Origin of the sequence: Agromyces tropicus (assembly GCF_039531345.1) — a bacterium.
GTDB classification, from domain to species: Bacteria; Actinomycetota; Actinomycetes; order Actinomycetales; family Microbacteriaceae; genus Agromyces; species Agromyces tropicus.
In genome coordinates, this window is sequence record NZ_BAAAPW010000001.1 from 844,082 (window position 1) to 870,151 (window position 26,070).

The window sequence follows — 26,070 nt, forward strand, 5'->3', positions numbered from 1 at the left end:
GTGGATCCCTCCGCACAGTGGCGGCTGCATCCGCAGGTCTCGGTCCGGCCCGAGCCGTTCGGCGCGCTGCTCTACCACTTCGGCACGCGAAAGCTCTCGTTCCTGAAGGATCGCACGCTCGTGCGGGTGGTGGACGAGCTGTTGCAGGCACCCGACGCGATCGCCGCGTGCGACCGCGCGGGGGTGGCCGCCGAGAATCGCGCGACCTACCTGCGCGCACTCGAGACCCTGGCCGCATCGCACATGATCGAGGAGAGGACCGCATGAGCCTCGTGGATACTGCACCGCCCCCGACACCGCTGCGGTTGGTGGACCACTTCGAGCGGGGGTTGGATGCCCCGATCTGCCTGACATGGGAGCTCACGTACGCGTGCAACCTGTCATGCGTGCACTGCCTCTCGAGCAGCGGCCGCCGCGATCCGCGCGAACTCACGACCGAGGAGTGCAAGGCCGTCATCGACGAACTCGAGCGGATGCAGGTGTTCTACGTGAACATCGGCGGCGGCGAGCCGACGGTCCGCAGCGACTTCTGGGAACTGCTCGACTATGCCACCGCCCACCACGTCGGGGTGAAGTTCTCCACGAACGGAGTGAAGATCACGCCCGAGATCGCGCAGCGCCTCGCCGCCAACGGCTACGTCGACGTGCAGATCTCGCTCGACGGCGCGACCGCGGAGGTCAACGACCACGTTCGCGGGCCGGGTTCCTATGCGACCGCGATCCGCGCCATGCAGCACCTGTCGGACGCGGGCATGCGGAACTTCAAGGTCTCCGTGGTCTGCACGAGGCAGAACATCCCGCAGCTGGACGAGTTCAAGGCGATCGCGGACCGATACGGGGCGCAACTCCGGCTCACCCGGTTGCGACCGTCGGGTCGCGGCGCGGACGTGTGGGACGAACTGCACCCCACTCCCGGGCAGCAGCGGGAACTGTACGACTGGTTGCTCGCGCACGGTGAGGACGTCCTCACCGGCGACTCGTTCTTCCACCTCTCCGCGTACGGGCAGGCACTGCCCGGATTGAACCTCTGCGGTGCGGGCAGGGTGGTCTGCCTGATCGACCCGGTCGGGGACGTCTACGCGTGCCCGTTCGCGATCCACGAGGAATTCCTCGCCGGCAACGTCCGCGAGGCCGGCGGGTTCACCGGGGTGTGGCGCGGGTCGGAGCTGTTCGCCCGGTTGCGCCAGCCGCAGTCCGGTGGCGCGTGCAGTTCGTGCCAGTTCTTCGACACGTGCAAGGGCGGGTGCATGGCGGCGAAGTTCTTCACCGGACTGCCGCTCGACGGCCCCGACCCGGAATGCGTGCAGGGGTACGGCGAGCAGCTCCTCGCGCAGCGCGCGGATGCCTCGGGTCTGCCGAAGCACTCCGGCGACCACTCCCACCGCACGAGTCCGCCCCGCCCCCGGACCGGTATGGGCCCGGTGCGGCTCACCCTCACGCGTCGAGCGGACCTGAGTGCCCCACCCGTGAGCGCCTGCGCTGAGGATCCCCTCGCCGGCTTCCACCCCGAGGCATCCGCCCGGTCGGGCTCCCGGCCGAGCGCTGAACGCACGAACTGAGCACCCGCAGATCAGAGAGGATCCCATGTACTGGCCCTGGAAGAAGAACCCGTGGTTCGAGACCGTCCGCGAGGCGCAGCGTCGTGCTGAGAAGCGACTTCCTCGATCGGTGTACGCGGCGCTCGTCGCCGGCTCCGAGCGCGGCACGACCCCGCGCGACAACACCGATGCGTTCGCCGAACTCGAGTTCGCCCCGCACGTCGCGGGCCACCAGTCGCCCCGCGACCTCGCGACGAGCGTGCTCGGCATCCCGATCTCGCTCCCGGTGCTGATCTCCCCCACCGGCGTCCAGGCGGTCCACCCGGACGGGGAGTTGGCGGTGGCGCGCGCCGCCGCCGCGCGCGGCACGATCATGGGCCTCAGTTCGTTCGCGAGCAAGCCCGTCGAGGACGTCGCCGCCGCGAACGAGAACACGTTCTACCAGCTCTACTGGACCGGCTCGAAGGCGGACATGGTCCAGCGCATGGACCGGGCCCGCGCAGCGGGCGCCAAGGCGCTCATCGCGACGCTCGACTGGTCCTTCTCGATCGGCCGGGACTGGGGCAGCCCGGAGATCCCCGAGAAGATGGACGTGAAGTCGATGATCCGGCTCGCGCCCGAGGTCGCCGTCCGGCCGCATTGGCTGTTGGACTGGGCCAAGGCCGGAATTCCCGACCTCACCGCGCCGAACCTCCAGCCTCCCGGCGGCGCGGCACCGACGTTCTTCGGCGCCTACTACGAGTGGATGCAGACCCCGCCGCCCAGCTGGGAGGACGTCGAGTGGTTGCGCAAGGAATGGGGCGGGAAGTTCATGCTGAAGGGCGTCACGCGGGTCGACGATGCCAAACGGGCCGTCGATGCGGGCGCCGATGCGATCAGCGTCTCGAACCACGGCGGGAACAACCTCGACACGACCCCTGCGAGCATCCGCTGCCTCCCACCGATCGCCGACGCCGTCGGGGATCAGCTCGAGGTGCTCATGGATGGTGGAATCCGACGCGGGGGCGATGTCGCCAAGGCACTCGCCCTCGGCGCGCGCGCGGTGATGATCGGACGGGCGTACCTCTGGGGCCTCGCCGCGAACGGACAGACCGGCGTGGAGAACGTCCTCGACCTGCTTCGCATGGGCCTCGACTCCGCAGTTCTCGGACTCGGCCACGCGTCGATCCACGAACTGGGCCGAGCCGACCTCTGGATTCCGAAGGGGTTCGAACGACCCCTAGGCGCGGAGCAGGAGGCGCCGACCCGCACGAAGGTGCGCCGGGCGTGACCGCACCGACGCTCGAACGCACTTCCACCCGTACGACCCCCACAACCGACGAACACCCCAAGGAGACCTCATGAAGATCGGCGAAGTGGTGACGCCCGGAACCGACGACGCGTTCACGGTGACCGCCAAGGGAGAGGGGCGGATCGCCGACCTGCCCGAGCATCATCGGCGACTTCTCGACGAGCCCCACCCCGCAGTCATGGCGACGCTGAACGCCAACGGCACGGTCCAGCTGTCACCGATCTGGCTGCTGCACGATGGCGAGAACCTCCTCGTGAACAGCGCACGCGGTCGACTGAAGGATCGGAACCTGCGCGCTCGACCCCAGGTCTCGCTGTGCGTCGTCGATCCTGACAACCAGTACCACTACATCTCGATCCAGGGCACCGTGGTCGAGATCGTGGACGAGGACGACGCGGAGCACGGACACCGAGCCACCTCGTGCATCGACACCATGGCGCAGTCCTACATGGGCACCGATGCGTACACCCTGCGGGCGCCGAGCGGCGAGATCCGCAGCCTCTTCGTGGTCAAGCCGAATCGCGTCTCGACGTTCAACTGAGACCTGCCGGAGGCAGCGATGACCACCCCCGCGGAAAGCGTGCCGATCGGCTCGACCGTGCGGCTCGCGCGACGCACGAAGGTGCGCGACCGCGGACGGGTGCTGGTCGGAGGCGTGCCGACGAGGGTGGCGCGACTCACGCACGCAGCTCGGAGCGGCATCGTCGACGGCGACCTGGTCGTCACCGACGCCGTGACGTCACGGTTGGGAACCCACCTGATCGAGTCCGGACTGGGGAATCCTGCGGCGACGACACTCCCCGAAGTCCCCCTCGACGGCCTGACCGTCGTCATCCCGGTGTACGAGCGAGCAGCAGCGCTCGGGCGTCTCCTCGCGAGCCTCCCGCACCGGGTCGCCGGGGTGATCGTCGTGGATGATGCGTCACCGAACGGCGATGCCATCGCGGCGGTCACGCGCGAGCACGGCGCACGTCTCCTTCGCCTCGACACGAATTCCGGACCGGCCGCGGCACGGAATGCCGGTCTCGGAATCGTGACCACCACGTTCGTCGCGTTCATCGACTCGGACGTGGAAGTGGAGCCGGGGGCGCTCGAACTGCTCCTCCGTCACTTCGCGGACCGACGTCTGGCGATGGCCGCACCCCGGGTCATCAGCACGGCAACGCCACGTTCCAGCTGGATCGCCCGATACGAGGGCGCGCGTTCATCTCTGGACCTCGGGCCGGATCCAGCCCTCGTACGCCCCCGCACACCAGTCGCGTGGGTCTCGAGCACCTGTCTCGTCGCGAGGGTGTCCGAGCTCGGCCCGGGGTTCGACGCATCGATGCGCGTCGGCGAGGATGTCGACCTGGTCTGGCGCCTCGTCGGCGAGGGCCGGCATGTGCGGTTCGAGCCGAACGCGGTCGTCCAGCACGCACCCCGCGAGACGATGAGAGCGTGGCTCGGGCGCAAGTACTTCTACGGGACGGGCGCGCACCCACTGGCGACCCGCCATCCTCGGGACATCGCACCGGCGGTCCTGCCGGGCTGGGGCATGGCCGCGCTGGCACTCGTCTCGGTGCAACGTCCATGGGCGGCCTGGGCTGCGGGCGGCGTCGTCGCCACCGCACTCGTCTCGATCGCCCGACGTGTCGGCCACACCGCGCACCCATGGCGCCTGTCGGCCGAACTGACCTCGTACGGCGTGCTCGGGATGGTGGGCCAGGGCACGGCGCTCGTCCTCCGCCACTGGTGGCCGGCCTTCGCGGTCGCCGCGACGGCTTCGCGACGCGCGCGCCGACTCGTCATCGCCGCAGCGATCCTCGACTCGACATGGGAGTACCTCCGCCTGCGGCCCAGTCTGGATCCCATCCGCTTCGCCGCGGCCCGTCGACTCGACGACCTCGCCTACGGCGCCGGCGTGTGGGCCAGCGTCATTCGCGGCCGGAGCATCGCGGCGCTCCTGCCCTCCCTCGCCCGTACCGGCAGTTCACGCCGAGCCGGCGTTCGATCACGCCGGGCGAGCACCCATGAGTCGGCCGGCTGAATCGACATGCCCACCGCGGACGAGGTGCCATGCCCGATCGCAGATCGACTCGAAGATGCGCGCGCCGTCGGCCGCAGTCGCGTGCGTCGGGTCACCGAGGACGCCGTTCGGCGAGACCGCCGACACGCCGTCCGCCCGAAGGCTCGGCATCAGGTCGGGAAGCGGTTCGGTGACCCCGCGCTCGATGGCGGACTCATGAACGCGCATCGGTTCGAGGTGGAGCATGACCGAGGTCTCGAGCCGGCCCGCGTGCGTATCGGTCTCGTCGATGCCTTCGCGCGGGACACAGGAGAGCCAGGCCGCGTCACGATCCTCTTCCACGCGGACCCGGCTGACGGCGGCGGTCAGCGCAGGCACGTTCCCACCATGGCCGTTCACGAACACGATGCGGTCGACCCACGTGGTCGCCGATCGGCACAGTTCGATGACCACTGCCTCCAGGGCCGCCGTTCCGATCGAGATCGTGCCGGGGAACGCCTGATGCTCGCCGCTCGCCCCGAAGCCCACCGCCGGCGCCACGACGGCGTCCTCGCCGACCGCCCGTCGACGCTCGGCGAGTTCCTCCGCGACGGCGGCCGCGATCACCGTGTCCGTGTCCAGGGGAAGGTGCGGGCCATGCTGCTCCGTGGACCCCACCGGGATGAACAGCACCGGTCGGCCCACGATCGGCCAGGGTCGATCCACCAGCGCGCGGGGGCGCTGCGCGCCTTCGCCCTCGACGGGGTCTGTCGCAGCGGTCCGAACGGGCATCTCGGGAAGCTCCTTCCGGGCGGGGCGCGGGTGACGGATGCCGCGCGTATCGCGATGGTACCCATCTCGTCCTGTGCCGATCACTCAATGCGCCGCCCTCTGGATCGATGATGCGCACGCTCGTCGTCGGCTCCGGCGCCTCGGGCATCCCCCTCGCGGTGCGTCTGAGCGAGGACCCGCGCCGAGAGGTCGTCCTGCTGGAGGCGGGCGAGACGGAGTCCGCACCACCCGCGGAACTTCGCGACGCGTCCACCGTTGAGGGGGCCATGCCGGGGCATCCGGCGAACTGGTCCCATCTGGGCCATCTGACACCCGACCTGCCCTACTCGATCGCGCGTGGTCGCATCCTCGGTGGTTCCAGCGCCATCAACGGCTCGTACTTCGTGCGCCCCCGCCCCACCGACTGCGACTTCTGGGCGGCCGCCGGCGGTGACGACTGGTCGTACCCCGCGCTGTTGGACACGATGCGCAGGATCGAGACGGATGCCGACTACCCCGATTCGCCGCTGCACGGCTCGGCCGGGCCGATGCCGATCAGCCGCCCGCCGCAGACCAATCCCGCGGCGGTAGCGTTCATCGCCGCGGCGACCGAGCTGGGCTTCGGCATGGAACCGGACAAGAACCGCCCAGGGCCGATCGGCGTCGGCCCGGTGCCCTCGAACATCGTCGCCGGTGAGCGCGTCAGCACTGCGCGTGCGTACCTCGGCACATCCGAGCGGTCACGAATCGAGATCCTCGGTCGCCACCACGTGCTGCGGGTCCTGATCGAAGACGGCAGGGCGATCGGGGTCGAGACGACGTCGGGCCCGGTCTTCGGCGACGAGGTCGTGCTGGCCGCAGGCGCCATCGGCACGGCGCACCTTCTCCTCGCATCCGGGGTCGGTCCCGGCGCTCAACTCAGCGCGCTCGGAATACCCGTCGTGGCCGACCTTCCAGTGGGGAGCGCATTCACCGACCACCCCGACATCCCCGTCGGGTGGCGTGCGAAGCAGGCGGTGTTCGATCCGGATGAACGGTTCGCGTTTCCCACCGCGCTCAACTTCTCCTCGGAGATCGGGTCGGCGCCCGAAGGCGATCTCGAGATCCTCCTCGCGGTCAAGCCCATCGGATATCTCCTGACCGGTTCGGTGCACCCCTTGGCCGCCGGGCTCGGCGCATCTCTCAGGCATCCCATCCGGACGCTCAGTGCCCTGTCCGCCATCTCGCGTCGCCGGGCGACCGAGCAGATCCGGCATCGCGATGACTTCCAGCTCATCGTCGGCCTGCAGGCCCCCGTCGGCACGGGGACGATCACCCTGGAGTCTCCCGACCCGCACGTGCCACCGCGCATCGACTATCGGTACCTGCAGCATCCGCACGACCTCACTCGCGCGAGGCTGGGCGTTCGCACGGCCGTCGACCTCCTCGAGAGTCGTGCATTCTCATCAGTCTTCGCTTCGCTGTCCGAACTCAGCGACGCCGTGCTGGGAGACGACGACGCACTGAACGCCTGGATGCTCGCCCATCTCGGCACGGCCATCCATTTGTGCGGAACGGCGCCGCTCGGATCGGTCGTCGACTGGGAGGGGCGAGTCCATGGCGTGTCGGGCCTCCGAATCGCCGATACGTCGATCCTTCCGCGGGTGCCGACCAGGGGTCCGTTCGCCTCGGCGATCATCGTCGGCGAGAGGATCGCGGAGTTCATGCGTGGCGCCGATCCCCGATGACGGTGCTCGCGCTCAGGCGACGTCGCGGGCGCTGGGCGGTTCGAGACCGCGAGCGCACGGAGTCGTACCTCCGCCGCGGTGCACTGACCGGCCACGACGGACGTACGTCGCAGGGCGGTTACGACCTCATGCGAACGGGTCCGCCGTGAGGGTGTACTTCGTCTGCAGGTATTCGTGGATACCCTCGAATCCACCTTCACGACCCAGACCTGACGACTTCCAGCCTCCGAACGGTGCTGCCGCGTTGGACACGACACCGGCGTTCAGCCCCATCATCCCGGTCTCGAGTCGCTCGATCATCCGCTGTCCTCGCGACAGGCTCTCGGTGAACACGTACGAGACGAGCCCGTACTCCGTGTCGTTCGCGATCCTCATCGCCTCGTCCTCAGTGTCGAAGGGGATGATCGCCAGTACCGGCCCGAATATCTCCTCCCGCAGGATCTCACTGCCGGGCTGTACACCGGTGACGACCGTCGGCTGGTAGAACGTGCCCGGACCGTCGATCGCCGACCCACCCGTGGTGACGGTCGCGCCGCGCGTCACCGCGTCCCGCACGAGCTGGGACGCCTTCGCCACCGCGCGATCGTCGATCAGCGGCCCGATCACGACGCCCTCCTCCGTACCTCGTCCGACTTTGAATTCCTCGACACGCTGCGTCACGCGCCGTGCGAACTCGTCCGCAACCGATCGGTGCACGATGAATCGGTTCGCCGCAGTGCAGGCCTGCCCGACATTGCGGAACTTCGCCACGAGGGCCCCCTCCACTGCCTTGTCGAGGTCGGCGTCGTCGAACACTACGAAGGGGGCGTTGCCTCCCAGTTCCATGGAGGTGCGCAGGATGCCGCTGGCGGCCTGCTCGAGCAGGGCCACGCCGACCGGCGTCGACCCGGTGAACGACAGCTTCCGCAGCCGCGGGTCGCGAATGACCACCTCGGAGACCGCGGCGGAGGCACTCGTGGTGAGGACATTGACGACTCCGGGCGGGACGCCGGCATCCTCCAGCAGCTTCACGAAGTAGAGGGTGGTGAGCGGCGTGAGCGCTGCCGGCTTGATCACCACCGTGCAGCCGGCCGCAAGCGCCGGGGCGATCTTCCGGGTCGCCATCGCGAGCGGGAAGTTCCACGGCGTAATCAGGTAGCAGGGGCCCACGGCATGCTGTGTGACGATCATCCGACCCGTGCCCTCCGGGTTCGACCCGTACCTGCCCTGGACGCGGGCGGCCTCCTCTCCGAACCAGCGGAGGAACTCCCCTCCGTACGCGATCTCACTGCGCGCCTCGGCAAGGGGCTTGCCCATCTCGATCGTCATGAGCAGCGCGAACTCCTCCTTGCGCTCCTGCAGCAAGTCGAACGCGCGACGCAACACCTCGGCCCGTTCACGCGCGGGCGTGCGAGACCAAGACGGGAACGCCGCCACGGCCGCATCGAGCGCCGACCTGGCGTCGGCGGGCGACGCATCGGATATCGCCTTCACGACCTCCCCCGTTGCCGGATCGCTCACGTCCAACTCTCGCGAGCCGACCGCTGAACGCCATTCACCTCCGATGAAGAGACGCCCCGGCACCTTCGCCAGCAATTCGTTCTCGCGCTTCTCGGTCACCGTCGTCTCCTGTCAGTCGCCTTCGTCCGATCCTCCATATCGTATACGATTTCGAATATCTCACACCCGCGATTCGCCACGACTCCCCGTCCACGACGGCCGGTGCGACCCCGCCGCGCGTCCCGGTGAACATCACGTTCGTCGTGGACGGCGAAGAGGAGTCTGGGTCGCCCACGTTCCGGAGCTGGGCCGCAGAGCACGTCCACCGCTTGCGCGCGGACTTCGCGGTCGTCAGCGAGCTCGGGTTCCATGACGGGAACGTGCCGGCGATCACGTCCAGCCTCCGAGGCATCGTTTCCCTTCATATCGAGGTGGAGACCGGGCACGGCGAATTGCTGGCGGGCAATTTCGCGGGTGCGGTGCAGAACCCCGCGAATGCGTTGGCACACGTTCTCGCGGGCTTGGTCGACAGGAACGGGCGGATCACCATCCCGGGCGTGCTCGACGATGTCGCGGCCCTCGACCCCGCTGTCCGGACGAGTCTCGCCGCGACGCCGTTCGATGCTCCGGCCTTCCGCAGGTCGGCAGGAGTCACCAGTTTCGGGGACCCCCGGTGGTCCGTTCTCGAATCGAGAACGGGTCGACCTGCGCTCGATGTCAATGGGCTTCATGCCGGCTTCACCGGTCCCGGCCCGAAAGCCGTGATCCCGGCACGTGCAAGCGCGAAGGTATCGATCAGACTGGTGCCCAATCAGATCCCTGAGCGCGTCGCCCACCTCGTCGTCGAGCACCTGAAGCGTGCAGCTCCGCCGGATACGCACATCCGGACGACGATCGAGCTCCTCTCCCCTCCGACCCGCATGGACGCGGAGCATCCCGCCATCTCCGCAGCTCTGGCGGCCCTCCGCACGTCCTTCGAGCGGGAACCCGTCCAGCTGCACGGCGGTGGCAGTCTTCCGGTCCTGGGCGTGATGACGGAAACCCTCGGGCTTCCAGTGATGTCAATGGGGTTCATGCAGCCGGGCAGCAACGAGCATGCCCCGAACGAATGGCTGCTCGAGGACAACTTCGAGCGCGGGACTCGCGCCATCGCCCTGTTCTGCGCCGAGCTTGGTGCGTCCGGTCGCCCGAGCCCCGAGGCATCCCCATCCCCGCACGACGTTGATCGCGACCGCAGCTGAAAGGCGTGGCAGCGTGGCGGCGTTGGTGGGGGTGGCGTCAGCAACTGCGCGAAACGGACAATCGGCGAGGATCGGCGATGCCGATATGGCCAACGGGCCCGGTCGCGCTCATCGTCCAGGACCTCTCGAGTCAGAGGCCGACACCGGATTCGTGCTCGAACTGGATGCACGGACGGGCCGAAGCTGAAGGGTCGGCCATGCACCGAAGCATTATGCGTCCCGGTTCCCTCCGCCGCACGCTGCGAGGATCTCCGCCGACTGAGCGAACGTGCCGGCGTTCCCGCAGGGCCGCTCGCGCATTGACCCGCTCCACCGGCCGCGCCACCGTTCGTTTCTCGTTCATCGCCGGGAGAAGCGATCGATTTCCCAGCGACCGCCGCTCATCTCCGCACGACGGCGAGCCTGCATCAGTCGTCGAAGACGTGGGATCTGGTAGCAAGCGCGTTGAGCTCTTCGCATCCGTCCGCTGTCACGAGGACCGCTCCACCGACGCACACCTGACGGAGTCCGAGGAGGGCTGCGGGCTGGAACGCGAAGGTCATGCCGGCGCGAAGCTCGAAGTCGCCGTCGGCGGGAATGACACCCGGGATCGGATAACCGTCGAGGTCGGCACGTCCCTGTGCGTTCACCCACATCGGGCTGTTGAACAGGCCGGGTGAGACGGTCTGGATGACCGGTGGCCGGCTCCAGACATCGGCGGCGACGATCTCGGCGTGCATCGCGGCGTAGACGTCCGAGAACATGACGCCGGGGCGCGTGGCTGCGACGCCCGCTTGGTAGGCGGCACGCGCGGCGTCCGCGAGTCGGCGATGGATATCGTCGGATCCGAATTGCACGTGCATCTGCTGCTGGGTCTCCAGTCCCGCACAGCACGCGAAGATCTCCGCCCCGATCGCGTCGCCGGGACGGAGAATCGGCGGCTCGCCGCCTGCCCAGCCCCATTCGATGGGTCCGCCGAAGGCGGGATTGCCGCTGCGCAGGATCATCCCGGGCCCGGCACTGTGGCCGCCGCGGCGCGTGATCTCGGCCTCGACCGCTGCGAACACGTCGCTCTCGCGTGCACCCACGCGCGCAGCATCGAGGAATGCGCGGCTTGCGTGCTCGCCGATCTCGGCCGCGTGCCGGAACAGTTCCTGCTCCTCCGGACTCTTCACCAATCGTGCGCGGGCGAAGGACAGCGTGATGTCGACCCATTCGACCTCCGCCGTTGCAGACGTGATCATCTCCCAAGCGCCGTGCGGGATACCGCCGCCGAACGGCGAAGCACCGCCTAGGCCGATCACGCCGACGCGAGCCCTGCCACCGACGGCCTGGGCGATGAGAAGCGGCGGCGGCCCGGTGCGAAGGTCCGAGATCCATCGCGAGTCGGCCAGCCGCTCGCCTTGGTCGTCGAACCTCAGCAGGGCGACAGCGCCGACTCCCGTGATGAGCGTGGGTTCACCCGTCCGAGGAAGCACGACGATGCCGCCGGGGATCGCCTCCCCACTGAGGTAGACATCGGTGCGGTCGAACGTGCTGCCGAACGCCACGACGGCTGAGAGGTCCTCAGCATCCATCATCTCGCGCACGACCGCCCACCGACGGTCACGCTCTCGCAGGCTCAGGCCAGGGAATGGTCCTCGGGGCTGGGACATCTCCGTGATTTCTGTTGGGGAAGCGTCGGGAACGGGTCGGGGAGAGGGCACGTCGGCGCGCCCTCTCCCCGGGCGGGTCAACCCCAAGCCGTGTCCATCGATTCCAGCACCTGCTGGATCGTCAGCTGTCCGGTGAGGATGCCGGTCATACCGGTGCCGAGCGCGTCGAACACGGCGCCGTTCGGCCAGTCCACGGGCGGGTACGGTCGCGTGCCGTCCGAGGTCAGGAGCGCCTGCGCGCTCTGGTAGGCCTCCGGAAGCTCTGCCGTGTCGCCGCCCAGCGGGAGCGTTCCCTGGAGCTCGGCCATCATCGCAGCCTGCTCCGGCTCGGCCGACCACTGGATGAAGTCCTTGACCAGTTCGGGGCTCTTCGTCTTGGCGTTTCCCGCGATTCCGTCGGTGCTCGTGAGCAGCAGCTTCGGTTCGAGCCCCTCCGGCGCGGGCATGGGCAGCACCACCATCTTCAGGGCGCCGCCGGAGGCGTTGGCCAGTGTGACGTTCGCACTGCTCGGCGCAGCGAATGCAAGCATCGTGCCACCCGCTACACCGTTCGTCAGCGCGTCGAAGCCGGCGCCCGCCGCGCCCGGCTGGATGCAGTCGGAGTCGTACAGGTCCTTGACCGCTTGGAGTGCCTCCTGCCACCCTTCGGATTCGGCGAACGTCGTGTCGCCCACGGCACGCTGGTCGTTCCAGTCGGGCTCGGGACCGTACACCGTGCTGGCAGCGAAGCCGAGCGCCGTGATGGCGGGTGCCGTGGGCACCGCGCCGGCCAGGCCGAGGACGGCGAGTCCGTCCTCCGCGGCAGCCCGACACTGCGCCGCGAGTTCCTCGACGGTCGTCTCGGCGGTCCAGTCGATTCCGGACTCCTCGGCCAGCGGCGCGTTCATCACGAGCCCGTTGATCTGGACAGACGTCGGCACGCCGTAGAACGTGCCGTCGAACATCCAACCGGCCTGCACCGCATCGGGCAGGGCCTCCTCGAGAACCTCGGTGTCCAGCGGCAGCACCAGGCCTGCGTCGGCGAGCGGACCGACCGAGGGGTTCTGGCCGGTACCGGACAGGGCGTAGAACACGTCCGGGCCGTTGCCAGCGTTCAGCTGGGTGTTCAGCAACGACGGATAGCCGTCGAGGCCGTACTTCTCGATCTCGATGGTGACACCGGGATGACCGTCCATGTACCTCTGCGCGAGCTGCTCGTACCAGTCTTGCGCGTCGGCCGCGATGGAATATGCGAAAGTGATCGTCTGCGGCTCGTCACCCTCCCCAACGCCGGCCGAGCCGGCGCATCCGGAGAGGAGCGCGCCGGTGGAGAGTGCGGCGGCGAGCGCGAGGATGCGTCGCGATACGTGTGGTCTTGCCATGGTCGTGCCTTTCTGTCAGTTGGATCGCAGGGGTCGGGTGCTGTGGGTTCAGGCCGCCGAGGCCGGCTCCGGCCGCCTCGTGGAGAAGAGTCTGCGAAGGCTGGACGCGCTGTCGACGATGAATGCCGTCGCGGCAGCGTCCGTCACCGTGGCCCGCAACAGCTCTTCGCGACCCGCGTCCGCGTCGGCATGGGCGTCGGCGTGGCGCCGCGCCCAGGCAAGCTCCTCGTCGGTCAGGTCGACGTGCGACGCACGCCACTCGGGGTCGCCGATGAACAGCGACATCTCGGCGCCGGGGTGCTCGCGCATGCCGGTGAACACGCCCTCGATCGAGTAGTTCTGCACCGGCGCTGCCTCCAGGGCAGCCAGCATCCCGTCCCAATCGATTACGCCCTCGCCGATCGGCGCGATCAGCCGCCCGATCCCGTGCTCATTGGGTACGAGCATCACATCGCGCAGATGCGTCTGGCGCGTGTACGGCGCCACGCGACGGGCGGCGGCAACGGGGTCTTCGCCGCGGATCACGACGTTGGCCGAGTCGAAGGTGATGCCGAACGCGTCCGGGCCGGCATCCTCGACGAGCCGCACGACCTCGAAGCTCGAGATCTCCTCATGGGTCTCGAGATTGAGGTGCAGGCCGAGGTCGCGCAGAATCGGGCCGAGCATGGTAAGCACGCGAGCCGTGGCGGCCAGCTGCTCGGGCCACGACACGTCCGTGCGGAATCGGTCGCTCGCGCGGAGGCCGCGCAGTCGGAACTGGTAGTTCGCCGTCGCTGCCCACACCTCGCGGATGCCGCACCCGGCTGCCGCCTCGAGCTTGCGGGCCATGCCGGTGAGCCAGTCGCCGTCGCCGAGGCCCCTCATCCCGGGGTCCTCGGGCATCGCGAACGGATTCACCTTGCCTGCGCCCGCTTCGAGGTAGAGCCCGCGCCCGTGAGCCGCTGCGGCAACCTCGGCGAGCTCGCCGGGATCGAGCGTGCGGCTGAGGTCGAGGATGTCCCTGAAGAACACCCCGTCCAGACCGAGCTCCGCCACTCGTTCGATCACCCAGATCGCGTCGTGGGTCATCGCACCCGGCAGTTTCGTGGAGTCGGTGCCGACTCGGATGCCGCTCATGCGCCGGCGCCTGCCTCGTCGCCGGGATCCGACAGGTCGACCAGTCCGCGGCGGAAGACATTCTCGGGATCGTAACGGCGCTTGGTGGCAGCGAGGTCCTCGTATTTCTCCCCGTAGACGGCCCGCGCCACCGCGTCGTCGCCCTGCACTGAGGTGAAGTTGACGTACGTGCCGCGGTTGGAAGGCGCGAGCGCGTCCGAGAATCCGCGCGCCCATTCCACCAGCGGCGCCTTCTCGGACGGGTACTCCCAATCAGCGCCGATGTTGGCGGAGTAGTTCAGCACGCGACCGCTGGGCAGTGCGTCATCACCGGGCTCGCGCGCCGTGCCGGGTCCGGCGATGATCTCGAACGGGCACATCACCTGGTGCGAGATGTACGCGCTGGAGTTGAGCGTGCGACCGGGATACAGGTCGGCCTGCTCGATGATCGTGTCGATCACGTCGTCCGTGAGCTCTTCGATGAAGGTGTGCTTCCAGTAGTGGCGCAGTCCGTAGCGGAACTCGTCGTCGGTCTGGTGCTGCAGCGTCACGTGCGGCATCGTCCGCACGTCGACGTAGATCGGCGTGAAGCCCTCGAAGATCGGCAGGGTGGCCGCCGGCTCGTCGGCCGGATCGCCGTAGCGGATGGTTGCGACCGACACGATGGGCTGGCCGCGGTGCTCAGCGGGGATCTGCGTCCAGAACTCGGGTGCACGATAGAGCCGAAGGTAGGTGCCGACCTCGGACGGCATGCCGATGCCGCGCTGCGCGAAGCGCTGCATGAGCGCACGGCGGTCCTTCGCGGCGAACAGCGCCAACCGCACGGTGGCCAAGCCTGCCAGGCGCTGCGGGCGGAACGTGAAGCGCGTCGCCACCCCGTAGTTGTGTCCGGCTCCCTTCATCGCGCGGAAGAGGTCGGGATGCGAGGTCGCACTCACCTCCAGGACCTCACCGTCGGCGACCACGACCTGGATCGACTCGAGGTGGTCCACGGTCGCGCCATGCTGGCGGGCGAGGTAGCCGAAGCCGCCGCCGAGCGTGAGACCGGCGACCCCGGTGTGCGAGACGACGCCGGCCGGCACGACAAGTCCTGTCCCCTCGCAGGCACGATCGACCTGGCCCCAGTTGCAGCCACCGCCGACGTGAATGACCCCCGCCTCCTCGTCGATCTGGATGTCGTTCATCAGCCGTGTGTCGATCTGCACCGCGCCATCCATCGCCGCAGTGCCGGCGAGGTTGTGTCCGCCGCTGCGGACCGTGATCGGGTAGCCGTTGGTGGTCGACCACCGCAAGACCGCTGACACGTCTTCGGCGTTGCGAACCCTCGCAATGGCGGCGGGCCGGCGGTCGATGTCGGCGTTCCAGAGTCGACGGGCGAGGTCGTACTCCGGCGAGCCCGGGTAGAGCACGACGCAGTCGACCGCGTCGGCGAGCTGTGTGATCGGGGTGATCGTAAGGGTCGAGGACATGATGCTCCTATCGGGAGGGGTTGGATGCTGCGAGCGACGCGAGCACGGAACGAAGATGCGCGGCGGAACGGGCGACGAAGGCGTCATGCGCCGCACGCTGGTCGGACCGGAAGACGTCGAGGGCGCTGAGCGACGGCTCCTCGCCGTCAGCCGATGCCCGCACCGACCTGGCGCCGAGGACGCCGAGCGCCGCGAGTTCGTCCTCGCTCAGGTCGGGGTGGAGGCTCCGCCAGAACCGGTCGGCGGTCGGCACGTCGCTGCGTCCTGACCACCCGCCGACGCCTTCGATGGTGAGGTTCAACATTGGGTTGGCCGCGAGGAGGATGCCGAGGGTTTCGTTCCAGTCGAGCTGGCCGTCGCCGCACGGGCGCAGGAAGCGCGTCAGCGCCGTACCAGAGGGCGACGGAAAGACCTGGATGTCGCGCAACTGGGTGCTGACGACATACGGCGCGATCCGCTCGAGCGCGGCGCGAGGGTCTTCGCCGCGAGCGATCGGGTTCGCGGGGTCGAAGCAGATGCCGATATGCGGGTCGTCGAGGTCTTCGACGATGCGCACGAGCTCGTGCGTGGTGATTTCCTCATGGGTCTCGATACCCAGCACCAGATCGAAGTGGCGCAAGGCCGGCAGCAGCTTGTCGACCAGCGCACGGATGGCGCGCAGCTGGTCCGGCCACGGCGCCTCTCGCCGGCCGCGGTCGGTGTCGAACGGCGCGGCGTGTTCCTTTACCCCGGCACAGGCTGTCCACAGTGTCGTCCAACCCATCTCGGCGCACGCCGCGAACATTCGCTCCATACCGGCGACGTAGTCCCCATCGCCCAGCTGCCGCACCGCGGGCAACTCCGCGGTCATGAAGGGGTTGATCTTGCCCACGCCCATCTCGACGTACATTCCGAGCTCGCCTGCGCGCCGGCGGAAGGAATCCAGCTCCGCAGCGTCCAGATCCGGGGACAGGTCGGTGAGCGTGCGAATGTTGACGCCCTCGAGGCCCTGAGCGTGCAGCGTGTCGAGGAGCGCCGGGCCGCGGCCCCACAGATCACCGACGCGGGCGAGACTGATGTCGGAGCCGATCCGCGTCACGAAGACACCTCCGCAGCGAGGCGCCGACCCGCGTGGGGAAGGATGCGCAGGGCATTCTCGCTCGACACCGCAGCGACCTGCTCCGTCGTCCAACCGTCGCGCACCCGAGTGGCGTATTCGCGCTCGAGCGGCAGGATGGACTCGTTCGCCCACGGCACGTCGGTGCCGAACAGGATGCGGTCCGAGCGCTCGAGCTGGAGGAGCGGGCCCAGATTGAGCGTCGTGTCGTAGTAGAGGCCGTCCAGCTTGCGGATCTCAGCGTCGAGCGCCTCGGCAGTCACGGGCACGTTCCAGTCGCCACCCTGCAGGGCGTGCATGGCGATGCGCCACTTGATGTACGGAACCATGCCGCCGGTGTGGGGAAAGATGAACCGGATTCGCGGGAACCGCGCGAACACGTCAGCGGCGGCAAGTGCGGTGACCGCCCGCGTGGTGTCGAAGGTCCCCTCCAGCAGCGGTCCCGGCAGTCCAGCGGGCGCGTCGAACACCAGAATGGGGTGGATGAAGACCACCGCGTCGCGAGCATCGAGCTCCTGCAGAAGGGCGGAGTACTCGGGCTGTGCCAGGTAGGCGCCCTGGTAGCTCGTCAGCATCGCAACGCCCTCGAAGCGGCCACTGTCGAGCGCTGCGACCGCGTGGGCGGTCGCCAGGTCGGGGTCGGGAAGCGGGAGCGTGGCGAATGCGCCGAATCGAGTGGGCGCGTTCCGCACGATTTCGGCGAGCTCTTCGTTGAGGTCACCGGTCACTGCACCGAGATCACGGCCCGCCCACGACAGGTCCGCGGGCACCGACAGGACCGACATCGTGGTGTCGGTGATGGCCATCTGCTCGAGCGCGATGTCGGGGCTCCAGGCGGGGCCACCACGGAAGACGGGCAGTCCGCGCCGCTCCTGGTGGGCGATGAGCCCTGGCAGCGTGGGGTGATGGTGGACGTCGATGATCGTCATCAGACTGCTCCGCTCTACATTGTCCGGGTGCTTGGTATACAACATGCCATATCGTTCACTCGAAGTGTCATATCCAAGCAAGAGATGTGAGTGATGTGAGGAATAGATGATGCTTATGCAAGGGGAGCGAGGACCGCCCGACTACCCCTTCAGCCCGCCGGCAAACCCGGTGATGAACCGCTTCTGGGCGAACAGGTAGAAGGCAAGGATCGGGATCATCGAGATGATGACGATCGCGAAGATCGCATTCCACCTCGAGACGAGGGAGCCGATGTAGTAGTACATCGCGACGGGAAGCGTCTGACTCTCGGAGCCGCCGAGGAAGATCAGCGACGTGAAGAAGTCGTTCCAGATGATGAGACCGGCGAGGATCGCCACCGTCCCCGTGGCAGACGACATCAGCGGCAGCACGATCCTGAAGAAGATCTGCGCACGGGTCGCACCGTCGACGGCCGCCGCTTCTTCGTACTCGGTGCCGAGACTGCGGAAGAAGCCCGCATAGAGGAAGATCGCCAGCGGGAGCAGCATCGCGGTGTAGAGCACGATCATCCCCCACATCGTTCCGGTCAAGCCGAGCGCTCGAGCACCGATGTAGAGCGGCACGGTACCGAGCTGGGTGGGGAGGAGGATCGCGACCAGGAACAGGTAGTAGGCGCCCCGGCTCCGCCTGCCCGTTCTCCGGGAGATGACGTATCCCGCGAGCGAGCCGAGCAGCACCAGTCCGCCGATGCTGCCCGCAGTGATCAGCACACTGCTCGCGAGCCCCCGGAGAACAGCACGATCCCCGGCCGAGAGCACGTCCAGAAACGCTTCGAACCCCGGGGACTGAGGCAGCGCCAGGGGCGACGATCCATAGACCTCCGCGTCCGTCTTGAACGCGGTGGTCAGAAGGAAGTAGAACGGCAGCAGGAAGGCGATCGCGACGATCCACAGGACGATCTCACGCAGCAGAGTGAGCTTGGTGTACCGGAACATGTCAGTCCTCCTCGTGTCGCGCGCCGGTCAGGTACTGCTGAGTGATCGCGAGCGCCAGGATGATGAGGGTGAGGATGAGCGCGAGCGCCGCTCCGTACCCGAAGTCCCCGAGCGAGAAGGCCTGCCTGTACACCGCGGTCGCCAGCGTCTCCGTCGCGCCGGCCGGGCCGCCGCCGGTGAGCGCCAGGATCTGGTCGAACACGCGGAGGCCGTTGACCAGCCCGAGCGTCGTCGAGATCGCGACAGCGGGCATGATCGACGGCAGCACGACGTGCCAGAACCGCTGCCGGAGGCCCGCCCCGTCCAGAGCCGCCGCCTCTTCGATCTCCCCTGGGACCGCGGCGAGACCGGCCATGTAGATCACCATCGCGAACCCCGTGTTCTGCCACACGAGGACGATCAGGATCGCCCAGAGCGCCGTGGCCGGGTCGCCGAGCCACGCGCGCGCCCACGCATCCAGGCCGACGGAGCTGAGCACCGCGTTCACCGGACCGGCGTAGTCGAAGACGAACTTCCAGATGAACGCGACGGCGAGCGGGCTGAGCACCACGGGCATGAAGAAGAGCAGCCGCAGCACGTGACGCGTCTTCACGACGCGGTTCGCGCCGAGTGCGAGCAGCAGGCCTGTGACGTTGGACAACACGACAGAGCCGAATGCGAGCAGCAGGGTATTGCCGACGGCCCGCAGGCTCGCCTGCTCTCGCATGATGCGGGTGAAGTTGTCGAGACCGGTCCATTCGAAGCCGCCGATGCCGCTCCAATTCGTGAAGGCGAAGACTCCGCCCGCCGCGGTGGCGACATAGTGCACGGCGACGACGAGGACGACCCCGGGGAGTGCCCACCACCAGGATCCGAACACGAGCCTGGGGGGCCGAGCCGATCGCGTGGCTCCTCGCCGCGTACGCGACGCGGGGCCCTCGTCCGATTCCCGGGAGCTCGTGATCGCCGCTTCGCGGGCGATCCGCGCTACCGGGGAATCCAAGGTGGTGGTGTCGCTCATGCGTCAGGCTCCTGTCGAATCGGTCGGGTCGCTCGACCCGTTTGGTATACAAACCAACGCGATTCCCGGCGTCAAACGGAGGACGCGACGACATACCCCGAGATTCTTGGCCGACCAACCGCGTTCGAACCCGTGTTTCCGCTGATCGAGCCGGATTCCCGCTCCCTTCCAAGGATCATCCGTGCGCAGCGGAGGATTTACTCGGGCGTGACTGCACTGTCACGCGGCCGAAACACGACCACGCGCCCCAAGAAGCGGACAGAGGTATACGGTATGCCCGCGCGGGGCCGCAGCCACTCACACGGCATCGGCTCGCCGCGGCGTCCGCGCGCTACCGGGGCGGAGGCAGCGGCGTCACCGACGAAGGGGACTAGGCGGAGGCGCCGGATCGGGTGGAGTCCACGTCTTTGCCCGTCGCCTCGCTTGCCGCGGACGACCCGTCCGCGAGCCGGATCTTCTCGAGCGTCGGCAGTCGCCCACTGGCGACGTGTGCGAAGGCCAGCGAACCGGCGAGTTCGGCATGGCCGGCCTTCACGGCCCGGAACAGGTCTTCGTGCTCTTCACACTGCGTGCGCATGTCGCGGTCGACGGTGAAGCGGAAGAGCCACTCCATCCGGCCGAGGATGCTCCGGACGACCCCGATGAGCAGTGCGTTCCCAGACAGCTCCGCCATCGCCTCGTGGAACGCGACGTTGGCTTGTACGAGCGCCCGCTCATCGCCACTCGCGATGGCATCGCGTGCGCTCGCTAGAACCTGTTCCATACTGTCGAACGACGCGGAACCGGAACGCTGCGCAGCCAGGCGGGCGGCGAGCACCTCGAGCGATTCGCGTACATCGAACAGTTCTTCGACATCGCGGACCGCGAGCTCTTTGACGATCGCCCCACGTCGGGGAATGATGCGGATGAACCCGTCGGCTTCCAGGAGCGGAAAGGCCTCACGCACGGGCACTCGCGATACGTTCAGGCTCGCGGAGATCTCCCGCTCCTTCAGGCGAGTACCCGGCTGGAGTTCTCCGCTGACGATCTGCTGGCGGATCTCCTCGTACACGAGCTCCGGGATCGAGCGATACGCGACTTCCTGCATGGCATCAAGCTCCGATCCGTTGGTAGATCATACACCGCGGCCACTCGCAACCTTCCTAGGGATGCTGAGGGGCGAAGAGACCCGCCGGCTGAAGTCTGGTAATCCTTTTGGTAGTTTGTATACCAACTGGAAGAAGGGCTCTCGTGACCACCTCCGCTTCTCACTCCTCCGTGGCAGCCTTCGCATTCGGACGCGCCCGATGATCCGGCTGATCCCCTCCTCTGAAGTCGACGAATGCGTGAGCATGCCCGACGCGATCGCGGCTGTGGCTACCGCACATCGCAGGCTCGCGGCCCGAACCGCCGCGGCGCCGGCGCCTTCCTCCGTGGCAGCACCGGGATCCGACGCGCAGTTCCTCGGCATGAGTGCCGTCGATTCAGTGAGCGGCCTCGCGAGCATGAAGTTCCTTGCGGACATTCCTGCCAACCGCGAGCGGGCGCTGCCGACCCAGCGCTCGATGATCATGGTCTCGTCGCTGCACGGCGCCCCATTGGCGCTGATCGATGGCGGCGCCGTGACACGCATCCGCACCGCAGCGGCTTCTGCGGTTGCGACGGATGCGCTCGCTCGTCCCGATGCCCGCGTGCTCGGCCTCATCGGTGCGGGAGTGCTGGCTGAGGCTCACCTGGAGGCGATCTCCCTGGTGCGATCTCTCACGCGCGTCGTGATCTGGAGTCGAACCGCCGAACGCGCGGGATCGCTCGCTGCGGTGCTCTCGCAGCGCGGCATCCCGACCACCGTGGTGGGATCCGCACGCGATGCCGTCGAGCAGTCCGACATCGTCTGCACCTTGACCCCGTCACGGGAGCCGGTGCTCGAAGGCGCATGGCTGCGGCCCGGTCAGCACGTCAACGCCGTCGGAGCGCCGCCGCGTGCGGATCATCGCGAAGTGGACAGCGAAGCCGTTCGACGCGCCCGGGTCATCCTCGACACGCGATCGGCTGCACTCGCCGAGTCCGGTGATGTGCTGATCCCCCTGCGCGAGGGCTCGATCGACGAGGCGCATCTCGGACCCGAACTGGGGGAGGTCCTCCTCGGCATCACCCCCGGTCGTCGTCACCTTGACGAGATCACGCTGTTCAACTCCCTCGGCAGCGGACTGCAGGATCTCGCCCTGGCATCACTCCTCGTGTCGGCCCACCCTGCGGCCGAGCCCCGGGGGACTGCGGCATGACGTCCCCTGCATCGATCGCAGCTCGACGGGCGTTCGTCCAAGGCGCTTGGCGCGCCGCCACCGTGGAGATCGATGGGGGCCTCGTGACCGCGGTTTCCGGGTTCCGGGACACGGCGGACGTCGTGCTGCCCGGCCACGAGGTGCTCCTGCCCGGCTTGGTCGATTCGCACGTGCACCTCAACGATCCCGGTCGGGAGTGGGAGGGCTTCGCGTCGGGAACCGCGTCGGCCGCTGCCGGTGGGGTGACCACGCTGCTGGACATGCCGCTCAACAGTGCACCCGTGACGACCACGCTCGCGGCGCTGGCACTCAAGCGCGCTGCGGCCGCGGCGAGCGGACTCGCCGTCGACGTCGGGTACTGGGGCGGGGCGATCCCCGGAAACCTCGGCTTCCTCCGCGATCTCGCGGAGTCCGGCGTCGCTGGGTTCAAGTGCTTCCTCGCTCCGTCGGGCATCGATGAATTCCGCGAACTCGACGCCGGAGAGCTCATGGACGCGATGACCGAGGCTGCCGCCCTCGACCGGCCCATCCTCGTCCACGCCGAGCATCCAGCGCATCTGCTCGAGCATGAGGGCCCCATCGGGCCGGACCACCGTCGATTCGAGGCCACCCGGCCTCCCGCGAGCGAGCAGAAGGCCGTGCGACTCGTCATCGACGCCGCGCGGACGACTGGCGCACGCGCGCACATCGTCCACCTGTCGGATGCCGGCGTGCTCCCCCTCATCCGCGAAGCCAAGGCGAACGGTGTACGGATGACCGTCGAGACCTGCCCGCACTACCTCACGCTGGTGTCCAGTGATGTGCCTTCGGGCGCCACGGAGTACAAGTGCTGTCCACCGATTCGCGATGCGGGCAACCGGGACGCGCTGTGGGCCGGTCTGGTCGACGGCACGATCGACGCAGTGGTCAGCGATCACTCCCCCGCCAGCGTCGCGCTCAAGCGCCCCGATTCGGGCGACTTCGGGGCGGCATGGGGCGGCATCTCGGGCCTGCAGACCGGCATCGTCACCGTGTGGACCGAAGCTCGGCGCCGCGGCATCAATCTCGAACACGTCGTTCCGTGGTTCACGACCGGCGTGGCTCGCGTCGCCGGGCTGGAGCGGGTGGGAACGATCGAGGCGGGAACACCGGCCCACCTCGTGCGGTTCGACCCGGATGTCGAGTGGTCGATCGACGCCGAGCGCCTCCTCTATCGCCAGCCGCTGTCGCCATGGCACGGTGCGCGCGTTCGCGGCGCTGTCATGGCGACGTACGTCAGAGGCCACCTGACGTACACGCGGGATGCCGGCGTGCGCGATCCGCGACTCGGACGCGAGGTGCTCATCGGCGCCGATGGGGCACGCCGTGGCTGAGCCTGTGCTGCCGCCCGGCGTGCCGCTGGAACTGACGAGATCGTTCCTCCGCTACGAGCGCGCGCTCGCCGAGAACGACCTCACGGTGCTCGACGAGCTCTTCCTCGACGATGAGTCCACGACGCGCACCGACCCGGACGGCATACTCGTGGGTCACGCCGCCATCTCGGCATTCCGCGCGCGTCGCGGTGGCATCAGCGCGCGGGCGCTCGCTCAGGTGGAGTACCGCCCGCTGGCGGAGCACGTCGCGGTGATGGTGGCGCGGTCCGAGTACGCCGCAGGCGGGTTCGGCACGCAGACGCAGGTGTGGGTGCGCTCCGAGTCGGGATGGCGTATCGCCGTCGCGCACGTGATGCCGCGCCCCGCCACCATCGACGGGACGATATGGCGGGTGGCCGGCGATCCGCTGGTCGCCGGAACCGCATCCGGGCGGCTCGTGGGCCACCGCGTCGCCGTCAAGGACGTCTTCGCCGTCGCGGGCAACCCCATCGGCGCGGGCAACCCCGCCCGTCTGCGCGAGGCGGCACCGCAGCAGCGTTCGGCGGATGCGGTCGTCCAGCTCACGGACGCGGGGGCCGACATCCTGGGCATCGCACGGACAGACGAGTTCGCCTTCTCCCTCGACGGCGCGAACGTCCACTACGGCACGCCGCCGAACGCCGCCGCTCCGGGCGCACTTCCCGGCGGTTCATCGAGCGGGCCGGCCTCCGCGGTCGCGCTCGGGCTCGCCGACATCGGCCTCGCGACCGACACCGCGGGGTCGATCCGGGTTCCAGCGTCCTACCAGGGGATATGGGGAATCAGGACGACGCACGGCACCCTCAGCACGCGCGGGCTGCTGCCGCTCGCGGACTCCTTCGACACCGTCGGATGGCTGACGCGTGACGCGGCGACCCTCGAGCTGCTGGCCGATCAGTTCGCGCCCAGTCGCGACTGTTCGTCGCCGACGGACCTCGTCGTCCCCGTCGACCTGCTCGCCGAGTGCGAGCCCTCGGTGGTGTCGGCGTTCGAGTCGTTCCTCGGCGTTCTCACCGCATCCGCCGCCGTTTCGGGCATCCGCACCATCCGGCTCGGGGACGTCGACGAGCGCCGCGAGACGTTCAGCCTCATCCAGTCCGCCGAGGCCTGGCGCCACCACGGCGACTGGATCACACGTCACCCCGGCGCCCTCGATTCCGCGATCGAAGCACGCTTCCGGGCCGGCGCGGCGGTGACCGACTCAGAGGAGTCGGCGGCCCGTCGGCGCATGCAGCGACTGCGCCGACGCACGCACGCCGCGCTCGAGCACGGAGTGCTCATGTTCCCGGCCACCACCGGTCCGGCACCGCGTCTCGGCATGAGTGGACCTGACGTCGAGAGGGCCCGCGTCCGGACCCTCCGCCTGACGACGGTGGCGGCCATCGCCGGCGCGCCCGCCGTCTCGGCGCCGCTGCTCCGCGTCCCTGGCACCGCACGCGATGAGCCGGTCGGCGTCTCGTTCGTCGGCTCCCTGCATCACGACCGCCCACTCGTCCAGCTCGCACGCGCCGTCGCGCGGGCGCTCGACCCCCAGGAGGATCAGTGATCACCGCACCCGCCCCCGGTGCCGCGCCCGCGGTCACCGCCGTCGCAACCCATGACGTTGTGCCCGTTCAGCCGCCGCCACGGCTGCTGATGGGCCCGGGGCCGATCACGGCGTACCCGAGTGTGCTCTCGGCGATGTCCGCATCACTCGTCGGGCAGTTCGATCCGTACATGACTGACCTCATGCGTGAGACGCAGGAGCTCTACCGCGCGGTCTGGTCGACGACCAACGACGCCACGCTCCTCGTCGACGGAACGGCGCGTGCGGGAATCGAGGCGGCACTGATCTCGCTCATCCGCCCCGGCGACGTCGTGCTCGTCCCCGTATTCGGCCGCTTCGGCCATCTGCTCGCCGAGATCGCCGGACGCGCGTTCGCCGAGGTGCACACGATCGAGGTGCCATGGGGCACCGTCGTGCCGTTCTCCCTGATCGAGCAGGCGGCGCGACGGCTTCGTCCCACGCTGATCGCCGTGGTCGACGGCGACACGTCCACCACGATGCGGCAACCACTTGACGAGCTGGGCGCGTACTGCCGGCGCGAAGGCATCCTCCTCTACACGGATGCCACCGCCTCGCTGGGCGGCAACCAGTTCGACGCCGACGCGTGGAACGTGGATGCCGCGACAGCAGGACTTCAGAAGTGTCTGGGCGGCCCCTCCGGATCCGCGCCGCTGACTCTCTCAGATCGGGCCGCGGACCTCGTGCGGGGACGGACACGCATCGAGGCGGGCATCCGCGAGTCGACGGATGCTTCGGCACCCGACTTCATTCGCTCCAACTACTTCGACCTCGGCATGCTCCTGGAGTATTGGGGCCCCCGCCGGCTCAACCATCACACCGAGGCGACCTCGATGCTGTACGCCGCGCGCGAGTGCGCTCGCGTGAACCTGAGCGAGGGACGGGATGCCGTGATCCGGCGGCATCGGCTCCACGGCGAGGCGATGCTCGCCGGCCTCATCGGTCTCGGCCTGCGCGTGTTCGGTGAGCCCCAGCACAAGCTGAACAACGTCGTCGCCGTGCACATCCCGAAGGACGTATCGGGCGATGCGGTACGCGCCGCGTTGCTGGACGATTTCGGAATCGAGATCGGCACGTCGTTCGGCCCGTTGCACGGCCGCGTGTGGCGGATCGGAACGATGGGGTTCAACGCCCGCCGTGAGGCCGTGATGACGACGCTGATCGCCCTCGAGGACGTTCTGCGCCGCCTGGGCGCCTCCGTCCCGCGCGGCGGAGGCAGTGATGCGGCGGACGACGTGTACGCCGATGACGAGGGAGCGGACTCGTGACAGGGCAGTCTTCCGGC

22 protein-coding genes are annotated in these 26,070 nt (G+C 68.6%); 11 read left to right on the top strand and 11 right to left on the bottom strand.

Annotated features, from left to right (window positions below; genetic code table 11):
* From mftB to mftF, 5 genes are all read left to right on the top strand, one after another.
* Complete coding sequence (gene mftB / locus ABD230_RS03830; protein ID WP_344369575.1) at positions 1–267, top strand: mycofactocin biosynthesis chaperone MftB; 267 nt, start codon at positions 1–3, stop codon at positions 265–267.
* A complete protein-coding gene (gene mftC, locus ABD230_RS03835; RefSeq protein WP_344369576.1) occupies positions 264–1,559 on the top strand; it encodes a mycofactocin radical SAM maturase in 1,296 nt (431 codons plus the stop codon). Before mftB ends, mftC begins: the two co-directional genes overlap by 4 nt.
* Positions 1,560–1,584: 25 nt before the next feature.
* A complete protein-coding gene (gene mftD / locus ABD230_RS03840) occupies positions 1,585–2,808 on the top strand; it encodes a pre-mycofactocin synthase MftD (RefSeq protein ID WP_344369577.1) in 1,224 nt (407 codons plus the stop codon).
* A gap of 70 nt (positions 2,809–2,878) precedes the next feature.
* Positions 2,879–3,370: a PPOX class F420-dependent oxidoreductase gene (locus tag ABD230_RS03845; protein ID WP_344369579.1), complete on the top strand. Its 492-nt coding sequence runs from the start codon at positions 2,879–2,881 to the stop codon at positions 3,368–3,370.
* An 18-nt stretch (positions 3,371–3,388) separates the two neighbouring features.
* Positions 3,389–4,855 carry a mycofactocin biosynthesis glycosyltransferase MftF gene (gene mftF / locus ABD230_RS03850; RefSeq protein WP_344369581.1) on the top strand — a complete coding sequence of 489 codons (1,467 nt, stop codon included), beginning with the start codon at positions 3,389–3,391 and terminating at the stop codon, positions 4,853–4,855.
* Here the strand turns inward: mftF and mftE are convergent.
* Positions 4,820–5,605 carry a mycofactocin biosynthesis peptidyl-dipeptidase MftE gene (gene mftE, locus ABD230_RS03855; RefSeq protein WP_344369582.1) on the bottom strand — a complete coding sequence of 262 codons (786 nt, stop codon included), beginning with the start codon at positions 5,603–5,605 and terminating at the stop codon, positions 4,820–4,822. The two genes, mftF and mftE, sit on opposite strands and share 36 nt — an antisense overlap.
* Before the next feature lie 110 nt (positions 5,606–5,715).
* Here mftE and ABD230_RS03860 point away from each other — a divergent pair, with 110 nt between their 5' ends.
* Positions 5,716–7,311, top strand: a complete 1,596-nt coding sequence (locus tag ABD230_RS03860) for a GMC family oxidoreductase N-terminal domain-containing protein (protein ID WP_344369583.1) — start codon at positions 5,716–5,718, stop codon at positions 7,309–7,311.
* A 126-nt stretch (positions 7,312–7,437) separates the two neighbouring features.
* Here ABD230_RS03860 and ABD230_RS03865 read toward each other — a convergent pair whose 3' ends face one another.
* A complete protein-coding gene (locus ABD230_RS03865) occupies positions 7,438–8,910 on the bottom strand; it encodes an NAD-dependent succinate-semialdehyde dehydrogenase (RefSeq protein WP_344369585.1) in 1,473 nt (490 codons plus the stop codon).
* Positions 8,911–9,035: 125 nt separating this feature from the next.
* Between ABD230_RS03865 and ABD230_RS03870 the strand changes: the two genes are divergently transcribed.
* On the top strand, positions 9,036–10,031 hold the full coding sequence (locus tag ABD230_RS03870) for a M20/M25/M40 family metallo-hydrolase (protein WP_344369586.1): 996 nt from the start codon (positions 9,036–9,038) through the stop codon (positions 10,029–10,031).
* Positions 10,032–10,438: 407 nt separating this feature from the next.
* Here ABD230_RS03870 and ABD230_RS03875 read toward each other — a convergent pair whose 3' ends face one another.
* The 9 genes from ABD230_RS03875 to ABD230_RS03915 all read right to left on the bottom strand — a co-directional run bounded on the left by ABD230_RS03875 (position 10,439) and on the right by ABD230_RS03915 (position 20,677).
* Positions 10,439–11,590, bottom strand: a complete 1,152-nt coding sequence (locus tag ABD230_RS03875) for a M24 family metallopeptidase (RefSeq protein WP_344370112.1) — start codon at positions 11,588–11,590, stop codon at positions 10,439–10,441.
* A 152-nt stretch (positions 11,591–11,742) separates the two neighbouring features.
* The gene (locus tag ABD230_RS03880; RefSeq protein ID WP_344369587.1) at positions 11,743–13,026 is read right to left on the bottom strand and encodes an ABC transporter substrate-binding protein; all 1,284 of its coding nucleotides are present in this window, start codon (positions 13,024–13,026) and stop codon (positions 11,743–11,745) included.
* Between the two features lie 48 nt (positions 13,027–13,074).
* On the bottom strand, positions 13,075–14,142 hold the full coding sequence (locus ABD230_RS03885) for a sugar phosphate isomerase/epimerase family protein (protein ID WP_344369588.1): 1,068 nt from the start codon (positions 14,140–14,142) through the stop codon (positions 13,075–13,077).
* Positions 14,139–15,530 (bottom strand): FAD-binding oxidoreductase, encoded by a 1,392-nt coding sequence (locus ABD230_RS03890; RefSeq protein ID WP_344369589.1) that lies wholly within the window; start codon positions 15,528–15,530, stop codon positions 14,139–14,141. Before ABD230_RS03890 ends, ABD230_RS03885 begins: the two co-directional genes overlap by 4 nt.
* 67 nt (positions 15,531–15,597) lie before the next feature.
* Positions 15,598–16,668, bottom strand: coding sequence for a sugar phosphate isomerase/epimerase family protein (locus ABD230_RS03895; protein ID WP_344369590.1), 1,071 nt, complete (start codon positions 16,666–16,668; stop codon positions 15,598–15,600).
* The gene (locus ABD230_RS03900) at positions 16,665–17,615 is read right to left on the bottom strand and encodes an amidohydrolase family protein (RefSeq protein WP_344369591.1); all 951 of its coding nucleotides are present in this window, start codon (positions 17,613–17,615) and stop codon (positions 16,665–16,667) included. Before ABD230_RS03900 ends, ABD230_RS03895 begins: the two co-directional genes overlap by 4 nt.
* 141 nt (positions 17,616–17,756) lie before the next feature.
* Entirely contained in the window at positions 17,757–18,590 is an 834-nt protein-coding gene (locus ABD230_RS03905) for a carbohydrate ABC transporter permease (RefSeq protein WP_344369593.1), read from the bottom strand.
* Position 18,591: 1 nt separating this feature from the next.
* On the bottom strand, positions 18,592–19,449 hold the full coding sequence (locus tag ABD230_RS03910; protein ID WP_344369595.1) for a carbohydrate ABC transporter permease: 858 nt from the start codon (positions 19,447–19,449) through the stop codon (positions 18,592–18,594).
* A 511-nt stretch (positions 19,450–19,960) separates the two neighbouring features.
* Positions 19,961–20,677 (bottom strand): GntR family transcriptional regulator, encoded by a 717-nt coding sequence (locus ABD230_RS03915; RefSeq protein WP_344369596.1) that lies wholly within the window; start codon positions 20,675–20,677, stop codon positions 19,961–19,963.
* A 199-nt stretch (positions 20,678–20,876) separates the two neighbouring features.
* Here ABD230_RS03915 and ABD230_RS03920 point away from each other — a divergent pair, with 199 nt between their 5' ends.
* The 4 genes from ABD230_RS03920 (at position 20,877) to ABD230_RS03935 (ending at position 26,053) form a co-directional block, all read left to right on the top strand.
* Complete coding sequence (locus tag ABD230_RS03920) at positions 20,877–21,851, top strand: ornithine cyclodeaminase family protein (protein ID WP_344369597.1); 975 nt, start codon at positions 20,877–20,879, stop codon at positions 21,849–21,851.
* Entirely contained in the window at positions 21,848–23,203 is a 1,356-nt protein-coding gene (gene allB, locus ABD230_RS03925; protein WP_344369599.1) for an allantoinase AllB, read from the top strand. The genes ABD230_RS03920 and allB overlap by 4 nt, the downstream gene beginning before the upstream one ends.
* Complete coding sequence (locus tag ABD230_RS03930) at positions 23,196–24,767, top strand: AtzH-like domain-containing protein (protein ID WP_344369601.1); 1,572 nt, start codon at positions 23,196–23,198, stop codon at positions 24,765–24,767. The genes allB and ABD230_RS03930 overlap by 8 nt, the downstream gene beginning before the upstream one ends.
* A gap of 89 nt (positions 24,768–24,856) precedes the next feature.
* A complete protein-coding gene (locus tag ABD230_RS03935; RefSeq protein WP_344370113.1) occupies positions 24,857–26,053 on the top strand; it encodes a pyridoxal-phosphate-dependent aminotransferase family protein in 1,197 nt (398 codons plus the stop codon).
* The last annotated feature ends 17 nt before the right edge of the window (positions 26,054–26,070 follow it).

What these genes read in the sequence shown, in the direction of transcription:
- mftC (WP_344369576.1), top strand. Translation starts at nt 264, where the DNA reads ATGAGCCTCGTGGATACTGCACCGCCCCCGACACCGCTGCGGTTGGTG.
- mftD (WP_344369577.1), top strand. Translation starts at nt 1,585, where the DNA reads ATGTACTGGCCCTGGAAGAAGAACCCGTGGTTCGAGACCGTCCGCGAG.
- ABD230_RS03845 (WP_344369579.1), top strand. Translation starts at nt 2,879, where the DNA reads ATGAAGATCGGCGAAGTGGTGACGCCCGGAACCGACGACGCGTTCACG.
- mftF (WP_344369581.1), top strand. Translation starts at nt 3,389, where the DNA reads ATGACCACCCCCGCGGAAAGCGTGCCGATCGGCTCGACCGTGCGGCTC.
- mftE (WP_344369582.1), bottom strand. Translation starts at nt 5,605, where the DNA reads ATGCCCGTTCGGACCGCTGCGACAGACCCCGTCGAGGGCGAAGGCGCG.
- ABD230_RS03860 (WP_344369583.1), top strand. Translation starts at nt 5,716, where the DNA reads ATGCGCACGCTCGTCGTCGGCTCCGGCGCCTCGGGCATCCCCCTCGCG.
- ABD230_RS03875 (WP_344370112.1), bottom strand. Translation starts at nt 11,590, where the DNA reads ATGATGGATGCTGAGGACCTCTCAGCCGTCGTGGCGTTCGGCAGCACG.
- ABD230_RS03880 (WP_344369587.1), bottom strand. Translation starts at nt 13,026, where the DNA reads ATGGCAAGACCACACGTATCGCGACGCATCCTCGCGCTCGCCGCCGCA.
- ABD230_RS03885 (WP_344369588.1), bottom strand. Translation starts at nt 14,142, where the DNA reads ATGAGCGGCATCCGAGTCGGCACCGACTCCACGAAACTGCCGGGTGCG.
- ABD230_RS03900 (WP_344369591.1), bottom strand. Translation starts at nt 17,615, where the DNA reads ATGACGATCATCGACGTCCACCATCACCCCACGCTGCCAGGGCTCATC.
- ABD230_RS03905 (WP_344369593.1), bottom strand. Translation starts at nt 18,590, where the DNA reads ATGTTCCGGTACACCAAGCTCACTCTGCTGCGTGAGATCGTCCTGTGG.
- ABD230_RS03915 (WP_344369596.1), bottom strand. Translation starts at nt 20,677, where the DNA reads ATGCAGGAAGTCGCGTATCGCTCGATCCCGGAGCTCGTGTACGAGGAG.
- ABD230_RS03920 (WP_344369597.1), top strand. Translation starts at nt 20,877, where the DNA reads ATGATCCGGCTGATCCCCTCCTCTGAAGTCGACGAATGCGTGAGCATG.
- allB (WP_344369599.1), top strand. Translation starts at nt 21,848, where the DNA reads ATGACGTCCCCTGCATCGATCGCAGCTCGACGGGCGTTCGTCCAAGGC.
- ABD230_RS03935 (WP_344370113.1), top strand. Translation starts at nt 24,857, where the DNA reads ATGGGCCCGGGGCCGATCACGGCGTACCCGAGTGTGCTCTCGGCGATG.